The sequence below is a fragment of the Staphylococcus caledonicus genome, from assembly GCF_016238465.1.
Taxonomy (GTDB): Bacteria; Bacillota; Bacilli; order Staphylococcales; family Staphylococcaceae; genus Staphylococcus; species Staphylococcus caledonicus.
Genome location: NZ_JABTXV010000002.1, coordinates 372,878 through 390,504, shown reverse-complemented (window position 1 = coordinate 390,504; position 17,627 = coordinate 372,878). Strand labels below are relative to the sequence as shown.

The window sequence follows — 17,627 nt, the reverse complement described above, 5'->3', positions numbered from 1 at the left end:
AGATGTAAAACTCGAAGCACTCTACATTCAACGTGAATTGTTAGATGAACTGATTTCTAGAAATAAATTAACCAACGAAGTAGCAACACAACTTCGTGAGAATATTAACTATAACGAAATCGTATTGGCCCATGAAGCAAACCATTAAAACATAACAGTCTGGTGCCTAAATCCCAAAATAATAGCGTAGAGATGATTCAATTCACCTCTACGCTTCTTTTTTATAAATACTTCGTATTGTTTGGCTCGCATTTTCCTAGGGGGAGCGGAACAGAAATCTAATGTAATTTCTAAGATTTCGTAGTTCCGCCCCGGCAAGGTTGACTAGAAATGAAGAAAGTGAGGTTCGAACGTCTCTTCATTTCAGACAACTACTGCCCAAAAATGACGAGGCTAAGCCATTTCTATTTTAATAGCTCAACCTCGTTATTCTTATTTCTGAAGTTTGAATGGTACTGTGGCTAGGATAACGTTTTTTTGATAAAACAAGTGCATTTTTAAGCGTATGCTTGTTTGGTTGTGTAAGAAATTGTGCCAAGATTTTTTAGTAATAAACTGTGGTACTACCACTGTAATCACATAGTTTTTATCGTTGGCTTTTTTATTAATTTTATCAATAAAGCGTGAAATCGGACGTATTACACTACGATATTCTGAATGTAGTATAACTAGACGTACGTCTGGGAAATGACGTTCCCATTTTTCCGCAAAACATTTATCCGCTTCATCTCCAAACGATACATGTACGGCAATGACATCATCAGCAATCATTTGCGCATAATATACTGATTTATCGATAGAAGATGTAATAGTACTTACTGGCACAACAGCCAAGTTTTTATCGACCGTTGGCATATCTTGGACCATAGCAGTCGATCTAAGTTGTGAAGCGATATCTTTATAGTGACATTTAATACGTAAAAATACATATACGACAAATGGTAAAAAGATTAAAATCGGCCACACTTGGCTGAATTTAGTAATTAAGAAAATCATAAAGACGATAAAAGTAATGGTACCACCGACTGCATTAGCAATAAGTTTTGTTGCCCATCCTTTTTCACGTCCTTTAATCCATTTAATCACCATGCCATATTGCGCTAAAGTAAATGGAATAAATACCCCTACTGCATATAACGGAATTAAGTTTTCAGTTTTACCATTAAACACAATAATTAATAAAATCGCACATGCGCCTAACGTAATAATCGAATTAGAATAACCTAATCGGTCACCACGTACTCTAAACATATGTGGCATATATTTATCTTTGGCCATACTGGCAGCTAACATAGGAAAAGCGGTAAAGCCTGTATTAGCAGCAAGTACAAGAATCATAACAGTAGTAACCTGTACAAAATAATATCCTACATTATGACCTAAAATATTCATAGCCAATTGAGACAATACCGTCGTTTCAGTTTCTGGCATAATACCATACCAATAAGCTAAACCTACGATACCAACTAATAAGAAAGCTAAGATGCTTCCCATGGCAATCAATGTTTTAACCGCATTTTTAGGTCCAGGATCTTTGAAGTTCGTTACGGCATTTGAAATAGCCTCCACACCTGTTAAAGATGAGGCACCTGATGAAAATGCTTTTAACAATAAAAATAATGTTACGCCTGGCACAGCTGTACCTACTGTCGCATGCATATGAGGTGTAGCTTGCCCAGTAGCCACTTTCCAAACGCCAACAAGAATCATAATAATTAACCCGATAATAAATAAATATACTGGATATGACAATACGGTTGCCGATTCAGTCAATCCACGTAAATTCATAATTAGAATGAACAATACTAATAAACACGCAATAAGTACTTTGTGATTATATAATGAAGGAAATGCAGCTACGAATGCATCTGCGCCAGATGAAATACTTACCGCTACCGTCAAAATATAATCAACTAATAAAGAACCACCTGCAAGTAAACCCCATTTTTCACCAATGTTTGTCTTCGATACCATGTATGCACCGCCGCCTTTAGGATAGGCATAAATAATTTGGCGATACGATAAGATTAACGCAGCCAATAGAATTAACACGGCACAAGCAATTGGCAATGTATACCAAGAAGCTACAGCCCCAACTACCGCTAAAGTAATTAAAATTTGTTCAGGACCATACGCCACGGAAGACAACGCATCAGAAGATAAGATTGCTAAAGCCTTAAAGTTACTGATTTTTTCATTTTTTAAATCTCGATTACGTTTAGGCTTACCAATCAAAAGTCTTTTAAATTGAGTAAACATAATAACCCTTACCTCTTTTATATTCAGTTTTAATGGATAAAATATACTCCCATTCTTGAAAAATGTATAGCTATTACATTTAAATTTAATATATCTTTTTACTCTTATGGTGTCATTTTATCATTATATTTTTAATAATTTTATTAAAAATATGTTTTGTAAATACATTGTTTGCAACGAATAAATAGATGTTCTTACGCTTTTCAAAAAAACTTGCTATACTATTCACGATATTATATTAAATGGACCACGATATGAAAATGGATATAGAGGATACAACTAAATGAAAAAGAATTTAACTATTAGCGGTACAATTTTAGTCATCATTATACTTGTCACTTCAATTGTAATTAAAATTACACCTAATTATTCGATGTTTAGTCCAGCATCTCAAAATTATATTGATCATATGATTAAGAATGAAATGCATGACGGCCATATACCTGGTATGTCTGTATTAATTGTGAGACACAACAAAGTTATCCTTGATAAAGGATATGGTTATGCAAATATTAAAAAGAAAGTTAAAGTATCACCGAAAACACGTTTTGAGATTGCTTCAAATACTAAGGCGTTTACTGGTTATGCCCTTATGCAATTGGTTAAAGATGGGAAAATTCAATTAAACGAGAAAGTAAGCCATTATATTCCTGGATTTTATATGACCTATAACGGTCATAAACAAGATATCACCGTAAATCAACTTGTCGCTCAAACAAGTGGGATTCCTGCTGATATTACTGATAACGATAAGATTACTCAGTCAAATAATAGCTTAGAAGGTATTGTAAATAGTGTTAAAGGCCGACATTTGAACGCTAAACCTGGTAAGAATTTCGAATACTCGAACATGAACTATGATATTCTCGGCCTCATTGTGCAACAAGTGTCGCATGAATCTTATGCTTCCTATCTTAAGGCGCATATTTTCAAACCTTTAAAAATGAAGCATGTAACTACTAAAGAGAGCAATAACAAAACAGCTAAAGATGCGCAAGGTTATGACATTCAAGGGACTAAAGCGTATATAAGTAACCCTGAATTTAACGTCGGCGATACCCCTTCAGCTTACATGATGTCAGGCACCAAAGATTTAGAGCCATGGATCAGATTCCAGTTGAACCCACCTAGCGATTTAAATACGATGGTTGAAACGACACATCAAGCTAAAGTGAAGACAGAAAGCGGAGAGAACGCTACGGAATATGCGACTGGCTGGTTTATCGACCACAGTACCGGTGAAAGACTCGTCTATCATCCCGGCACTCTGGAAAATTATTCATCATATATTATTCTAAATCCTAAAAAAGACTACGGCATCGTGGTTTTAGCTAATGCCTATTCTAAAGATGTATCCCAATTAGCACATAATTTAAATATCCAGATGAGTAATGGAAAACATGTGACTACTATGCAACATCTTATTAATCAATGGCAACCTTATATTGTTGTCTTAACGGTAATCATTTGGGTAATCATTGTAGCCGTTTTACGTCTTATTTATCGCTATATTAAACGTATCACGCCACTTCGATTTACTCTGACATTACCTAACGTAAAATTAAATATAGTGATGTTAAGCGTCGCCTTTATACTCATTTTAGGCTTACTTCACTTATTACCATCACTTATTCTTTCAGGCTCTGACTGGTATTTTATGATGTCTTGGTTACCGATATCGGTGGAAATTGCTTTATTAAGTTTAATCATATTACTTACAAGTTGTTTTGCTTTTCTTTTCCTAAAAATAAGCACATCTAACATTAAGGCAAAATAATTCACATTTATATGTTAATCTATATGTATTAAAGACTAAGATTATTAAAGACCTCAGTATATAGGAGTTTATACATGAAACATAAATATCCCCTCTTCTTATTGAGTGTAATCACATTATTGGCGGGTTGTGATTACTCTCATGCTGAAGATCAACATGGTGTCTTTTATTCAGTATTTGTAAAGCCGATGGATACATTGCTTCATTTTCTCGGAGGAGCATTTAACGAGAATTATGGCTTAGCGATTATTGTCATCGTATTGATTATCCGCTTGGTGTTAATGCCTTTAATGTTTATTCAGGTGAAGAATATTCACGTTATGCGCGGGAAAACTAAGGTCGTTAAACCTGAAATTGATAAGATTCAGGAGAAAATTAAGCATGCGACATCGCAAGAGGAAAAAAGTGCTGCAAATAAATTATTAATGAAGAAGTATAATGACTATGGCATTAACCCTTTTAAAAGTTTAGTCGGTACATTGCCTATTCTAATTCAAATTCCAATTTTATTAGGTTTATATGCGTGTATTAAGTATCCGACAAGCGGTGGTATTAAGGAACATCCACATTTCTTATGGTTTAACTTAATGCATACCGACATTATAATGACTTGTCTTGCAGCATTACTTTATTTTATTCAACCCTTGGTTAACTCAATTCATTACCCTAAAAATGAACGTCGCTCATATTACGTGATGATGATTTTATCACCGTTATTTATTATTTACGCATCACTACAATCCGCTTCAGCATTAAGTTTATATTGGGCTATCAGTGCGACATTTTTAATTATTCAAATGCATTTCGCCCACAGTCACTATGCTAAAGTCGGGAAATTAGCTAGCGACAAGTTGAAACAACGAATCGAACAACAACGTCGCGAGCGTGCGAGCGCACAAACTACTCAATCAGAAACAGAGTTAACAACTACCACTAATGAACGACCACCACAGATTTAATGAACATGATAAAAAGGTTGGGAGACCGATAAATGGTATCCCAACCTTTTCTAATTCTAATATCTAATATCATTTTTAATCATTTATTTTAATGGATGCATGCCGTCTTTCCATGAATTATAGATTAATTTACCACCTTGTGCTTTGAACTTATCATTCGTAATACCACGTTCAAAATCTTGAGCTGGTGTAATATTCACGTTAGGTTTTACACCTACTTCTTGTGCATACCATTCTGCGAAATCAGAACCTTTAACAGGCTCATCATCTGCTACATTATAAATACCATTATCAAAATTCATTGCTTGAATAGAAACTTCTACCGCATCATTTAAATGGATAAATGATGTCACGCCATCAGATAATGTCACGTCGCCCTCTTTAAATTGGTTATAAATCATACCATCTTTACCATACCAAGTGCCTGGGCCGTATAACCAACCGAAACGTAAAACAACATATTGATCCATACGTGCCGTTTCTTTTTCAAGACCTACAACACCATCAACTGTAATCTTTCTATCCCCGTCAGAATTATAATCTAGAGGCGTTTCCTCAGTTGCTAATCCTTGACCAGGTTCATACATGAAACCAATACTTTGCGCCACCACTTTCTTCACGCCATATTTTAAGGCTGCATCTGTTAAGTTTTTACCACCTTCAACACGGACTTTTGTGTTTGCCGCCATATCGACGTTCTTCAAATCAGTAATTTGATTAATAATAATTTCTGGACGGAAATCTCCAATAGCTGCGTCAATCGTGTCTGCTTTAAGAATATCACCAATGTACGCTTTCGCATTGAGGCCTTCTAACTTGGCTTTACCTCTCTCTGAAGTTGTAAATCCAGCGACCTCATGTCCTTCTTCAATAAGACGTTGCGTCAATCGTGTTCCAATTAAACCTGTTGCACCAGTAATAAATATTTTAGCCATAGTTAATACTCACCTTTCTATCTCTCTTTTTTGAAAATGAATATGTCAATTGAACTTATTTTTCAGAATCTCTAACTAAATCAATGGTATTCATCCATACAATATGACCGAATAACTCAGACATACGCTCTTCAGTTGGTAAATCTTTCACAGGAGGCGTCAGGTTAAGTTTCGGTAGTATATACTCATGAAATGCAATATGGATGGCAATACCAAATAATGAGCCATGTAATGCAGTGACTTTCGGACATTTTTCAGCTAATAAAGCATACGCCATCGCATTCGCTACTGAAAATCCATAATGTACGCCCATTACCGTAACAGGAATGTCATGACCATTATAGTGATACGTCGCATCCTTAATATTGCTAGGAAGACCTAGTTGTTTAAGTAACGTCATTGGTGGTGGCTCTTCATCGCGTTGTGGGGTTCTTGGTGGTACAAGGGCTTCCCACCCCATCTTCACGGCACCGCTTAATAATCCACCAACGACGCCAGTTAAAATTATTTTTTTAGTTGAACGATTCATAGTCTAACAACTCCTTAATTTCACTTAATGATGTTCTACCCGATTTCATTAATTTTAAAATTCAGTTGTATTAAAATTAAGTGTTGAGTGGGTTATCTTACCATCTTTTCAATGTGGTTATAAACGTAAGCGCTCACTGTTGTAAAAATAAATAAAAAACCCTTCAAAGTGCTTATAGATGAATGCCTACTTTGAAGGGCCAATGGAATACTTATATTTAATTATTGCGCTTGACGTTGCTCTTCTTTAGCATGAATCATATTAGCTACGAATTGATTCACAGGAGCTTTAATGTCATGTTCAAGTCCTAATTTCGCTACGGCACCATTAATGTAGTCAATTTCTGTTAAACGATTGTTATTTATTAAATCTTGATACATAGATGGGAAATGTGGTCCTACTTTGTCATTTAAATCGATAAGATAATGGTAAACTTCATCTGCATTTAAATGAACACCATCAATTGTTGCTACTTGAACGATTTCGTTAGTAATTTTATAAACTAACTTTCTCGCATATTCACTTTCATTAAGATTTGATAAACGACATTCTAAGATTGTACATAACGCATTTGCCGTGCCGTTAACACAAATCTTTTTCCAAATAGATTGTTGCAGATTATCACTCTTTAACGGTTTAAGATCTGCTTTTTCTAATAAATCATACACTACATCCACGTTAGCTTGACCTTCTGGCACGAGTGCACCAATTTCTACTGGGCCACTACCCATTAAATGTGTGTGACCTGGAGACTCTAAACCAGCTGTCCATGTGGTTACACCACGTACAATACGAGCTTCATCCACCACATTCGCAATATAGCGCTCATGTTTTAATCCGTTCATTGTACATACCATAATCGTATTGTCATGAATATGGTGTTTAATATGACCTAACATATCTTGTAATTGCATTGCTTTCGTAAATAAAAAGACCACATCAAATTGAGCGTCTTGAGGGATGTCAGTGTCTTGATACATAGGAATGTTCAGATGATGTTGTTCCCCATTAATATCAATATGTAGTCCATCTTTTTTTACGGCAGTAGCTTGTGGTTGCCATCCGTCAATTAATGTTACATCAAAACCTTGACGATATAACATGGCTCCAAATCCACTTCCTAAGGCGCCTGAACCGGCGATAGCTATTTTCATAAGGCATGACTCCTTTATCAAATGTTGTTTTTAAAATACTACTTTACTCAATAGCCGTCAATATTGTAGACACAATATTCTTAATTTTAAGATAATTATATAGTGTAAAAATGAAGGCTAAGACATTTTATGTGCTAATGTCTCAGCCTTATTTCAAACAACTGTTTAAACTACTTAGTTATTTTGTAACTTTTTCGGAACTAAGAAGAAAATAACTATAAACGCAGTGAAGGCAATACCGGCGTTAAATAACACACCAGCTGCGCCACCTAATTGTAAATTCATTAGTGAAGCACAGAAGCCATAAATTGTACTAGACATTACGACACCAAAGGCATTACCTAATGATGACGCCATCTTATACAAGCCTGAAGCTACGCCGACTTTATCGTCAGGTGCTTCAGCAACGGCTGTATCTGTTGAAGGTGTTGCATACATACCTAAACCGATACCAAATAGTAAATAGCCGATGATACTTGAAATAATATAAGCTATATCTGGTAAGAATGTTAATGATAGTAATAACAATCCTACAAATGTGAAACCACTCCCCATTAATAGCGGTTTCTTAGCGCCTAGTTGTTGTAATAACTTTTCACCTGCGCGAATCATTATAAGGACGGCAATAAGGTACGTAATTGAAATTAAGCCCGCTTGCAATGAACTAAATCCTAGTTGACTTTGGTAATACGTATTAACAACGATTAATGTACCACCAGCCACACCATTTAACATAAAGTTTGAAAGCGTAGCCCCGCTATAACCTTTATTTTTGAAAATGTGGAAATCAACTAAAGGATTTTTAGCTTTCATTTCACGAATAATAAATAATATTCCCGCAATGATGAACACAGCGCCTAAAGATAAAATGAATGGTGAGAATAATCCACGATCAGCAGATTGTGTAACCATTACATTGACACTTAATAAAGTAATGACAAGTAAGATTAAGCCACTCACGTCGAACTTAGATTTATTATCTTTTTCATTCGGACCTGGTTCAACTTTCGTTTCTGGCGTATGTTTAATTAAGAAAAATGCGACAATTGATAGCACAATAGATACAATAAAAATCCATTGCCAACCAACTGTTGAGGCCATAAAGCCACCAAATAATGAACAAATACCACTACCGCCCCAAGAACCAATTGACCAGTAACTTAAAGCACGTTGTCTCTCAGTTCCTTTGTAATATTCATTAATAATCGCAAGTGTTGATGGCATAATAAATGCGCCAGAAAAACCTTGTAACGCACGGCCAAGTATTAATAACCAGGCGTAAGGTGCGATAATCAATAATAATGAACCGATAATACTTAAAGCTAAACCTACGTACGTCATTTTCACGCGACCAAATTTATCCGCAACGTCTCCGGCTCCAACAATGAATAAGCCAGAAATTAATGCAGATAAACTGACTGCGATATTGATTGTTCCCAAATTAGTGTTAAAAGACGATTGTAATGTTGGAACAATATTTAGTAATGATTGTGCAAACAACCAAAATGTAAGTACCCCTATAATAATACCTACAAGTAATTTATTATCTCCCCTAAATTGGTTTGAAGATTCCATCTCAAAAAACTCCTCCTACTATACCCTTAAAAAACTATAAATTAGTTTACAATGAAAACCTTATCATAATTAAGACTAAAAAACTTAACAAAAACACTAATTATTTTTATAGTTTTTCACAATATATACTTTTATAAGATATATCCGTTTGAAATTATGTCTAAAATATAACTTTTAATTTTAAACTATTCAGTTAATTTTTTCCATACTATAATAAAGTAATAGCTTAAATTTTGAGTTTAAAAAAATATATCATAGGTGCTAAATATGTTTAACTTATTTATTTTATTACTTGAACGCGTTGGTTTAATCATTATTATTGCTTATATGTTAATGAACATTAATCATTTCAAGACAATGATGGGTGAACGTGAGAAGTTACGCTCGCAATGGCAATTAACCATTCTCTTCTCGCTCTTTGCGATTATTTCGAACTTTACCGGCATCGAAATTGAAAATGGCAAAATTGTGTCTAGCAATATTTATTACCATTTGAGCAGTGAAGCTTCTATGGCTAATACGCGTGTATTAACGATAGGCATGTCCGGCTTGATTGGTGGGCCTTTTGTTGCCATCATTGTAGGTATTATTTCAGGACTATCACGTCTCTTTATAGGCGGGGCGAACGCTTATACCTATCTGATTTCATCTGTGATTATCGCATTGATTTCAGGATTTTATGGCTATCGTACTATGCGTCGATATACGTACCCTACTGTTTTAACCGGGGCAATTATTGGTGCTGTAAATGAGGCCATACAAATGATTTGTATCATCGTATTTGCTAATCATACCTCTGCCGCTTGGTCCTTAGTACAATTTATTTCATTACCGATGATTTTAATTAATAGTATCGGCACGGCAATATTTTTATCGATAATTTTGTCAACTTTACGACAAGAGGAACAGACACGTGCAATTCAAACGCATGATGTTTTAGAATTGGCTAATAAGACGTTACCTTATTTTCGTTCTGGATTGAATGAAGCGTCTGCACGTCCGGTTGCTGAAATCATTTTAAAATTAATGAAAGTATCGGCCGTTGCGATTACAAATAAAACTGATATCTTAACGCATGTGGGTGCTGGCAGTAATCATCATGTAGCTAAAAAAGAGATTATTACTCATCTCTCCAAAGAAGTGATTCGAACTGGGAAATTAAAAGAAGCACATTCTAAAGAAGGGATTGGTTGTAATCATCCTAATTGTCCACTTAAAGCTGGGATTGTTATTCCTTTAATGACTAACAATGAAGTTGCAGGAACTTTGAAGTTTTATTTTACGGATAAGCACGATATTACCACGTCGACTAAACAACTCACTCGAGGTTTAGCAGACATTTTCTCAAGCCAACTGGAATTAGGACAAGCTGAAACACAAAGTAAACTCTTAAGAGATGCAGAAATTAAATCATTACAAGCACAAGTGAATCCGCATTTCTTCTTTAATGCGATTAATACAATTTCAGCTTTGGTACGTATTGATAGCGAGAAAGCACGAAAATTATTATTACAGTTGAGTCAATTCTTTAGATCTAACTTGCAAGGTGCTCGAAATAATACAATTACGTTAGATAAAGAATTACAACAAGTTGAAGCGTATTTAGCACTTGAACAAGCACGTTTTCCCGATCGTTTTACGATTAAATATCATATTGATCATTCTTGTGAAAATGTGTTAATTCCACCTTTCATTATTCAAATTTTAGTGGAAAATGCGGTGAAACATGCGTTTAAACATCGCCGTAAAGATAACATCATCAATGTAGAAGCACATTCTAAGCAACAAACGCTTAAAATTACAGTTAGCGATAATGGGCACGGTATTGATGACGAGAAATTACCTCTAATTGGGCAAATGAGTGTGGCGTCAGAAACTGGAACAGGTAGCGCCTTAGAGAATTTAAACCGACGTTTAATAGGACTATATGGTTCAAAAGCACAATTGCATTTTGAATCCACTACACAAGGTACAACTGTAAGTTGTTATATTCCCTATAGTTACACAAAGGAGGACAACTAAGTGAATACATTAATCGTTGATGATGAACCCTTAGCTCGTAATGAATTACATTACTTACTTGATGAAATATCAGGATTTGACTTGATTGACGAAGCGGAAAATATTGAAGAAACGCTAGAAAAATTATTATACGAAACTTATGATTTAGTCTTTATAGATATTAATTTAATGGACGAAAATGGTATAGATTTAGCACATAAAATACAGAAAATGAAACATGCGCCTTATATTATTTTCGCGACGGCACATGATACATTTGCGGTCAAAGCGTTTGAACTTAATGCGATTGATTATATTCTAAAACCTTTTGAACTTGACCGTGTAGAACAAGCTATACAAAAAGTAAAAAAATTCTCTGACTTTCCGTCTGATACTTCAGAAGATGCAACGTCTAATCAGCAAGTGTCATTTTCCAAAATGTCACAAACTTCAAATAATGAGGAATCAGTCATCCCCATCGAAGTAAACGAACGTATTTATATTATTAACATCAACGATATTACTGCCGTATCTGTCCACAATGGTGTGTCGACGATTACGACTACTAAATACACATATGAAACGACTGAACCGCTTAATTACTATGAAAAGAAATTGCCAGACAATAAATTTATTAAGATACACAGAGCTACGATTATAAATAAACAACATATCGACTGTATTGAACATTGGTTTAATTATACGTACCAAGTTACGATGCGATCTGGCGCAAAATTCCAAGTGAGTCGTTCATATATGAAGCCTTTCAAACATGAAATAGGACTGCTTTAAATTAAAAAAAAGATTAAGAAGCAATACTTAGTATAAAGACGTAGAGATGATTCATAATAGAGTCATTTCTACGTCTTATCTTTATCAATACTCCGTATTGTTTGCCGATGCTTTCCTGGGGGGACTGGCTAAGCCTCGGTCTTAGCCTAGCCCTGTTCCCCTAGGAGTCACGTCAACAATACTACGTTGGTTATATAATTTCTCATTAAAGTACTTAAAATAATAAGACATTTCCAATTGGTTTTTATATAGAATCAGTGAACATAATAGTCTCTATTTTATTACAATAGACGTTGTCATTTTCTATTTAGTTTAAAACATTTCTCTCCGTCTTTTAGATTTTTATTTAACCAATTTTAATAAAGCGCTTTATTGGTTTTCAGCTGTAATTTAATGCAACTCACCCAATTATTTCTGTAACTCACAGATAAAAATGCCACAAAAAACCTTTTCCGTTCTATTCTAAATACATTAAAAGAAAGAAAAGGGAGCGTTTATTTATGTCAAATGACAATGCCTCAAATGGTGCTGCTCAACGAAATGGTAAGTTAGCCAAAACTTACAACTTTTTCCAACAAGCATTAACCATTGCCATAGTATTATTCATTTCTAAAATTATTGAAAGTTTTATTCCATTTCCAATGCCCGCTTCAGTAATTGGTCTTGTATTATTATTTATTCTATTATGCACAGGCATCGTGAAATTAGGACAAGTTGAAGGTGTAGGAACTGCACTCACAAACAACATTAGTTTCCTATTCGTCCCTGCTGGTGTATCTGTAATTAATTCATTACCAATCTTAAGCCAGCATCCTATATTAATCATTTTATTAATCGTAATTTCAACATTATTGCTATTAATCTGTGTAGGTTTTGTTTCTCAATTATTCGTAACAAAATCATTATTCCCATCTAAAGAACAAAATGAACAAACTAAACTTGGGGAGGGTAACTAATGGTTGATCATTTAGGTATTACAACACCATATTTTGGAATTTTAGTTTCACTTATTCCATTCGTTATCGCGCAATATTTTTATAAAAAAACAAATGGCTTTTTCTTACTTGCACCACTTTTCGTAGCGATGGTAGCAGGTATCGTATTTCTAAAAGTAACTGGCATTAGCTATGCTAACTATAAAATCGGTGGAGACATCATTAACTTCTTCCTAGAACCAGCAACAATCAGTTTTGCGATTCCTTTATACAAAAAACGTGACGTACTTAAAAAATATTGGTTACAAATCTTCGGTGGTATCGCAATAGGAACATTAATTGCACTTATCTTAATTTACTTAGTCGCAATCATCTTCCAATTAGGCGATAAAATTGGAGCATCAATGTTACCACAAGCCGCTACAACAGCTATTGCCTTACCAGTATCTGAAGGTATCGGCGGTGTGAAAGAATTAACATCACTAGCCGTTATCCTTAACGCAGTTGTTATTTCTGCACTAGGAACTAAAATTGTTAAATGGTTTAAAATTTCAAACCCTATTGCCCGTGGTTTAGCATTAGGTACAAGCGGACATACACTTGGTGTTGCCGCTGCTAAAGAACTTGGTGAAACTGAAGAATCAATGGGTAGTATCGCCGTAGTTATCGTCGGTGTTATTATCGTAGCCATCGTTCCACCACTCGCTTCAATCTTGTTTTAATCATTAAAAAGCAGCTATAAGAAATCTATAATAATAGGTTTCCTATAGCTGCTTTTTCTATTACAAAAATACAATTGATTTTATTTTAATTAATACTTTGAACTTGGTTTTGTCGTTTTTTACTTTTATTTGTTGGATCTAATCGACGTTCTAAAAAGCGTAGTCCTAAATCAATAAGAATAGCGATTAAGGCAATTGGAATGGCCCCTGCTAAAATATATACTGTACCATCTGTTGAATTGGTACCACGAATAATAATATCACCTAATGTTGGCGCTCCAATAAATGAACCGATTGCCACAATACCAATCGCTACAACTAACGCAATTCGAATGCCTCCAAGAATAACAGATAATGATAATGGTAGTTCTATCATACGCATAACTTGGTTCTTAGTCATGCCCATACCTTTGCCGGCATCTTTAATATTATTGTCTACTTCCGTAATACCAGTATACGTATTTTTTATAATTGGAAGTAAAGCATATAAGAAGACCGCAAATACAACCGTTGTAGGTCCTAGTCCAAGCGATAACATTAGTATCGCTAACATCGCGATTGCTGGTACCGTTTGAATAATGTTCGCAATCGTAATCAACGGCCATGCCAATTTAGTGTAACGTGAAATTAAGATGCCTAAAGGAATACCAATAATACACGCGAATAGTACTCCATAAACTGACATTAATAAATGTTTAAAAAATAACTCCATCAGATAGCCAAAGTTCAAGGTATAGTATTCATAAAGTGAACTTAATAAGTTACCTTTCATTAGTTTTGACCACCCTTCTTAGTATCATCTTCGAAATAATTATGTTTTTTCACATACTCTTCAGCAATAACGGCTGGCTCTTTTCCTTTACCATCCGCTTCATAATTTAATTTCTGCATTTCTTCCGTACTAATCTTGCCTTCAAGTTTTTGTAAAGCTTTATCAATTTCTGGGTTATCTTTAATTAGTTTTTCAGTTGCTAACGGACTACCGTCATATGGTGGGAAGAATTTACGATCATCTTTTAAGATTTTTAAATCATACGCAGCAATACGACCATCTGTTGAATATCCGACTGCTACATCTAGCTTTTTATTCTTCAACGCATCGTAAACCAAACCGATTTGCATTGGTCGTGCACTCGCAAATTTGAAACCATAATCTTTTTGGAACGCTGGATAACCATCACCCGCACGGTTCATCCACTGCGTATCCATGCCTAAACGCAATTCATCTTTATATTTTTTCAAATCTGAAACCTTTTCAAGATGATATTTCTCAGCAACTTCTTTCGTTACCATAAATGCATACGTATTCTCAAATCCAAATGAATTATAGAATTTTTGATCATATTTCTTTTTGAAAAGTCTTTGCGACTCTGACATCGCCTTTTTCGTATCTTTAGTAGGTGGCGCCTCAAGTACACTTGTCAATTCAGTACCTGTATATCTTACAGCTGACATATTGACGTCGCCACGTTGTAAAGCGTTATGTTGAATAATACTAGAACCCAAGTTACCAACAATCGTCGGCTTAATTCTGTCATTGGTATAATGTTCAATCATTAACTTTTCAATATTTGCCATAATTTTTGTTTCACTTGTTTCAGTAGCGGTAATCTTCACACTATCTTTGCCATCGCCTAAACCTGGTAAGCTACATCCAGATAATACAACGAGAGACAATGCCATAAGTATGAAAGTAAGTTTTAACTTTTTCATAAATTAGATATCCTCCCTTATTATCTAGATACTTTTAGTCCTTTAGGCACGGCCCATTTTTCAACTAAAGAAAGTAAAAAGTCTACAATTAATGCTAAACATGTTACTAGAATCGCTGCGCTAATAATCATTGGTGGTTGGTAAAGGTTTAAACCATTAAATACTAAGTCGCCTAAACCACCGGCACCAACATAACTGGCAAGTGTTGCCCAACTAATCACATAAACACTTGATAAGCGAATACCACTAATAATTAATGGTAAAGCCAATGGTAATTCAACGTCTTTCATAAGTTGTAATTTCGTCATACCCATACTCGTACCGGCTTGGATAATATTTTTGTCAATATTTTGCACACCTAGCACAGTATTATTTAAGATTGGTAATAATACATATATGAATAATGCAACTATTGCTGGTGTTTTACCTACACCAAAGATTGGAATCATAATGGCTAATACGGCTAACGTAGGAATGGTTTGAAGCACGCCCGCAATCGTCAGCACTACATTCGCAGTTCGTTTCGTCTTAGACAATAAGATGCCTAATGGTACCGCAACGACAATCGCAATGAGTAATGCGATGATTGAGATATAAAAGTGTTCAACCGTTTTCGATACGAGCTGACTTCCATATTCTTGAAAAAATTGTCGCATTAACGATCAACTCCTGACTCATGTGTTTCATCTAAGTCGTGTGTGTCCAATCTATCTGTAACATCTTTCTGTTTATCCGTTGCATCTTTATTATTTTGTTTATCAAGATCTCTCTTCTCTTGATTGCCTAGTTCATTTTCACGTTCAACATCGTTCATATGTGAATCTGACAAGGTCGTGTCTTGGTCTTCTTCGCCCCAAATTGAGTCATACACAATATCAACAAGGTTCGCACGTGTAATAAGACCTATTAACGTATTGTCATTATCTACTACTGGAATATTTCTAACGTTTCTTTTCAAGATTGTGCGTACAGAATCTTGTAACTTAGAATCAATATGTACTTTATAGACATCGCGTTGCATCGTATCTATCAATTCTTTATGGTGACGTAAGCCTTGGTTGATATCTTCAATATCCAAGAATCCTAATAAACGATTATGACTATTCACTACAAACAGTGTATCTACACGACGCTCTCTCATTATATTTACTGCGTCGTTAAGTGAGTCATCAGCTTTGACTGTAACCGGCGTAATCATCGCATCTTCAACAGTTCGCATATTTGGACGATCTTGAATCAGTCTATTTTGACCGATAAATTCACGCACGAAGTCATTTGCCGGATTTCTAAGAATATTATCTGGTGTATCATATTGCACTACTTTACCTTGCGACATGATACAAATACGGTCTGCTAATTTAATCGCTTCGTCCATATCATGTGTAACAAAGATAAATGTTTTACCTAATTTTTGTTGTAATTCTTTAACTAAGTCTTGTAAGGTATCACGAGTGATTGGGTCTAAAGCACCAAAAGGTTCATCCATTAAAATGATATCTTGTTCTGCCGCTAAGGCACGTACGACCCCTATACGTTGTTGTTGTCCACCTGATAATTCAGAAGGATAGCGATCTAAATATTCTTCAGGTAAGTCTACTAATTTAATCAATTCTTTAGCTTTTGCGTCTTTCTTTTCTTTAGACCATTTTAAAAGTTTAGGTACTAAGACAATGTTCTCACGAATAGTCATATGTGGCATAAGCCCAATTTGTTGAATCACGTAACCAATGCTTCTACGCAATTCTACAGGGTTCATATTGCGTACATTTTTACCATTCATTTCAATTGTTCCTTCGGTAGCTTCAATCATACGGTTAATCATTCTTAACGCAGTTGTTTTACCGCTACCACTTGTCCCAATAAAAGCAATAAATTCGCCTGATTCAATATCTAGTGAAATATTGTCGACTGCTTTTTTATTGCCAGAGTAAATCTTTGTTAAGTTTTTCACACTTAGCGTCATTCCATTTCCCCCTCTTGTTATTCCCGATGAAAAATTTTCCGGACACAAAAAGGCCAACAGTCCCGTTGTTAAACATATACTTGATAAGTCAAACAAGAGCCTAATGGCCTTTGCTTTTTAATTTTTTAATTTTAATTCAAACGGAAAATCATCAATTTTTCATCATTTATAAATATATACCCTATATAATTTTTTGAAACATTTGTAATACCAACTATTAAAAAAGTTCACAAATTATTTTTTTATGAATCATTTAAATATTAACAAACATTGCACTACTAATTCAAATCCGACTAATAACTAAAAATTCACA

General features: G+C 34.8%; 15 protein-coding genes. 6 read left to right on the top strand and 9 right to left on the bottom strand.

Annotation, left to right across the window (positions count from 1 at the left end):
- Positions 1-432: 432 nt before the first annotated feature.
- Entirely contained in the window at positions 433-2,259 is a 1,827-nt protein-coding gene (locus HS848_RS08455; RefSeq protein WP_107506775.1) for an APC family permease, read from the bottom strand.
- A 283-nt stretch (positions 2,260-2,542) separates the two neighbouring features.
- Between HS848_RS08455 and HS848_RS08450 the strand changes: the two genes are divergently transcribed.
- Both HS848_RS08450 and yidC read left to right on the top strand, forming a co-directional pair.
- Positions 2,543-4,036 carry a serine hydrolase domain-containing protein gene (locus HS848_RS08450; protein ID WP_198611989.1) on the top strand — a complete coding sequence of 498 codons (1,494 nt, stop codon included), beginning with the start codon at positions 2,543-2,545 and terminating at the stop codon, positions 4,034-4,036.
- Between the two features lie 74 nt (positions 4,037-4,110).
- A complete protein-coding gene (gene yidC, locus HS848_RS08445; RefSeq protein ID WP_198611988.1) occupies positions 4,111-4,995 on the top strand; it encodes a membrane protein insertase YidC in 885 nt (294 codons plus the stop codon).
- An 83-nt stretch (positions 4,996-5,078) separates the two neighbouring features.
- Here the strand turns inward: yidC and HS848_RS08440 are convergent, their stop codons facing one another.
- From HS848_RS08440 to HS848_RS08425, 4 genes are all read right to left on the bottom strand, one after another.
- The gene (locus HS848_RS08440) at positions 5,079-5,930 is read right to left on the bottom strand and encodes an NAD-dependent epimerase/dehydratase family protein (protein ID WP_198611987.1); all 852 of its coding nucleotides are present in this window, start codon (positions 5,928-5,930) and stop codon (positions 5,079-5,081) included.
- A gap of 55 nt (positions 5,931-5,985) precedes the next feature.
- A complete protein-coding gene (locus HS848_RS08435) occupies positions 5,986-6,459 on the bottom strand; it encodes a YagU family protein (protein ID WP_198611986.1) in 474 nt (157 codons plus the stop codon).
- A gap of 221 nt (positions 6,460-6,680) precedes the next feature.
- The gene (locus HS848_RS08430; protein WP_198611985.1) at positions 6,681-7,613 is read right to left on the bottom strand and encodes a 2-dehydropantoate 2-reductase; all 933 of its coding nucleotides are present in this window, start codon (positions 7,611-7,613) and stop codon (positions 6,681-6,683) included.
- A 174-nt stretch (positions 7,614-7,787) separates the two neighbouring features.
- Positions 7,788-9,188: an MFS transporter gene (locus tag HS848_RS08425; RefSeq protein ID WP_198611984.1), complete on the bottom strand. Its 1,401-nt coding sequence runs from the start codon at positions 9,186-9,188 to the stop codon at positions 7,788-7,790.
- 267 nt (positions 9,189-9,455) lie between these two features.
- Here HS848_RS08425 and HS848_RS08420 point away from each other — a divergent pair, with 267 nt between their 5' ends.
- From HS848_RS08420 to lrgB, 4 genes are all read left to right on the top strand, one after another.
- A complete protein-coding gene (locus HS848_RS08420) occupies positions 9,456-11,210 on the top strand; it encodes a sensor histidine kinase (protein WP_198611983.1) in 1,755 nt (584 codons plus the stop codon).
- Positions 11,211-11,981 carry a response regulator transcription factor LytR gene (locus HS848_RS08415; RefSeq protein WP_198611982.1) on the top strand — a complete coding sequence of 257 codons (771 nt, stop codon included), beginning with the start codon at positions 11,211-11,213 and terminating at the stop codon, positions 11,979-11,981.
- 500 nt (positions 11,982-12,481) lie between these two features.
- On the top strand, positions 12,482-12,937 hold the full coding sequence (gene lrgA / locus HS848_RS08410) for an antiholin-like murein hydrolase modulator LrgA (protein WP_107508206.1): 456 nt from the start codon (positions 12,482-12,484) through the stop codon (positions 12,935-12,937).
- On the top strand, positions 12,937-13,638 hold the full coding sequence (gene lrgB / locus HS848_RS08405) for an antiholin-like protein LrgB (protein ID WP_107505993.1): 702 nt from the start codon (positions 12,937-12,939) through the stop codon (positions 13,636-13,638). The genes lrgA and lrgB overlap by 1 nt, the downstream gene beginning before the upstream one ends.
- Before the next feature lie 85 nt (positions 13,639-13,723).
- Here lrgB and HS848_RS08400 read toward each other — a convergent pair whose 3' ends face one another.
- The 4 genes from HS848_RS08400 to HS848_RS08385 are packed head-to-tail and all read right to left on the bottom strand — an operon-like array spanning position 13,724 to position 17,314.
- Positions 13,724-14,410 (bottom strand): ABC transporter permease, encoded by a 687-nt coding sequence (locus HS848_RS08400; RefSeq protein WP_107508205.1) that lies wholly within the window; start codon positions 14,408-14,410, stop codon positions 13,724-13,726.
- Positions 14,410-15,351 (bottom strand): osmoprotectant ABC transporter substrate-binding protein, encoded by a 942-nt coding sequence (locus tag HS848_RS08395; RefSeq protein WP_198611981.1) that lies wholly within the window; start codon positions 15,349-15,351, stop codon positions 14,410-14,412. Before HS848_RS08395 ends, HS848_RS08400 begins: the two co-directional genes overlap by 1 nt.
- A gap of 20 nt (positions 15,352-15,371) precedes the next feature.
- Entirely contained in the window at positions 15,372-16,007 is a 636-nt protein-coding gene (locus HS848_RS08390) for an ABC transporter permease (protein ID WP_107508203.1), read from the bottom strand.
- Complete coding sequence (locus HS848_RS08385; RefSeq protein ID WP_198611980.1) at positions 16,007-17,314, bottom strand: betaine/proline/choline family ABC transporter ATP-binding protein; 1,308 nt, start codon at positions 17,312-17,314, stop codon at positions 16,007-16,009. The genes HS848_RS08390 and HS848_RS08385 overlap by 1 nt, the downstream gene beginning before the upstream one ends.
- Positions 17,315-17,627 lie beyond the last annotated feature (313 nt).

Bases quoted from the DNA above. Each gene is read 5' to 3' on its own strand.
- HS848_RS08455 (WP_107506775.1), bottom strand. From the start codon at position 2,259: ATGTTTACTCAATTTAAAAGACTTTTGATTGGTAAGCCTAAACGTAAT.
- HS848_RS08450 (WP_198611989.1), top strand. From the start codon at position 2,543: ATGAAAAAGAATTTAACTATTAGCGGTACAATTTTAGTCATCATTATA.
- yidC (WP_198611988.1), top strand. From the start codon at position 4,111: ATGAAACATAAATATCCCCTCTTCTTATTGAGTGTAATCACATTATTG.
- HS848_RS08440 (WP_198611987.1), bottom strand. From the start codon at position 5,930: ATGGCTAAAATATTTATTACTGGTGCAACAGGTTTAATTGGAACACGA.
- HS848_RS08435 (WP_198611986.1), bottom strand. From the start codon at position 6,459: ATGAATCGTTCAACTAAAAAAATAATTTTAACTGGCGTCGTTGGTGGA.
- HS848_RS08430 (WP_198611985.1), bottom strand. From the start codon at position 7,613: ATGAAAATAGCTATCGCCGGTTCAGGCGCCTTAGGAAGTGGATTTGGA.
- HS848_RS08425 (WP_198611984.1), bottom strand. From the start codon at position 9,188: ATGGAATCTTCAAACCAATTTAGGGGAGATAATAAATTACTTGTAGGT.
- HS848_RS08420 (WP_198611983.1), top strand. From the start codon at position 9,456: ATGTTTAACTTATTTATTTTATTACTTGAACGCGTTGGTTTAATCATT.
- lrgA (WP_107508206.1), top strand. From the start codon at position 12,482: ATGTCAAATGACAATGCCTCAAATGGTGCTGCTCAACGAAATGGTAAG.
- lrgB (WP_107505993.1), top strand. From the start codon at position 12,937: ATGGTTGATCATTTAGGTATTACAACACCATATTTTGGAATTTTAGTT.
- HS848_RS08400 (WP_107508205.1), bottom strand. From the start codon at position 14,410: ATGAAAGGTAACTTATTAAGTTCACTTTATGAATACTATACCTTGAAC.
- HS848_RS08395 (WP_198611981.1), bottom strand. From the start codon at position 15,351: ATGAAAAAGTTAAAACTTACTTTCATACTTATGGCATTGTCTCTCGTT.
- HS848_RS08390 (WP_107508203.1), bottom strand. From the start codon at position 16,007: ATGCGACAATTTTTTCAAGAATATGGAAGTCAGCTCGTATCGAAAACG.
- HS848_RS08385 (WP_198611980.1), bottom strand. From the start codon at position 17,314: ATGACGCTAAGTGTGAAAAACTTAACAAAGATTTACTCTGGCAATAAA.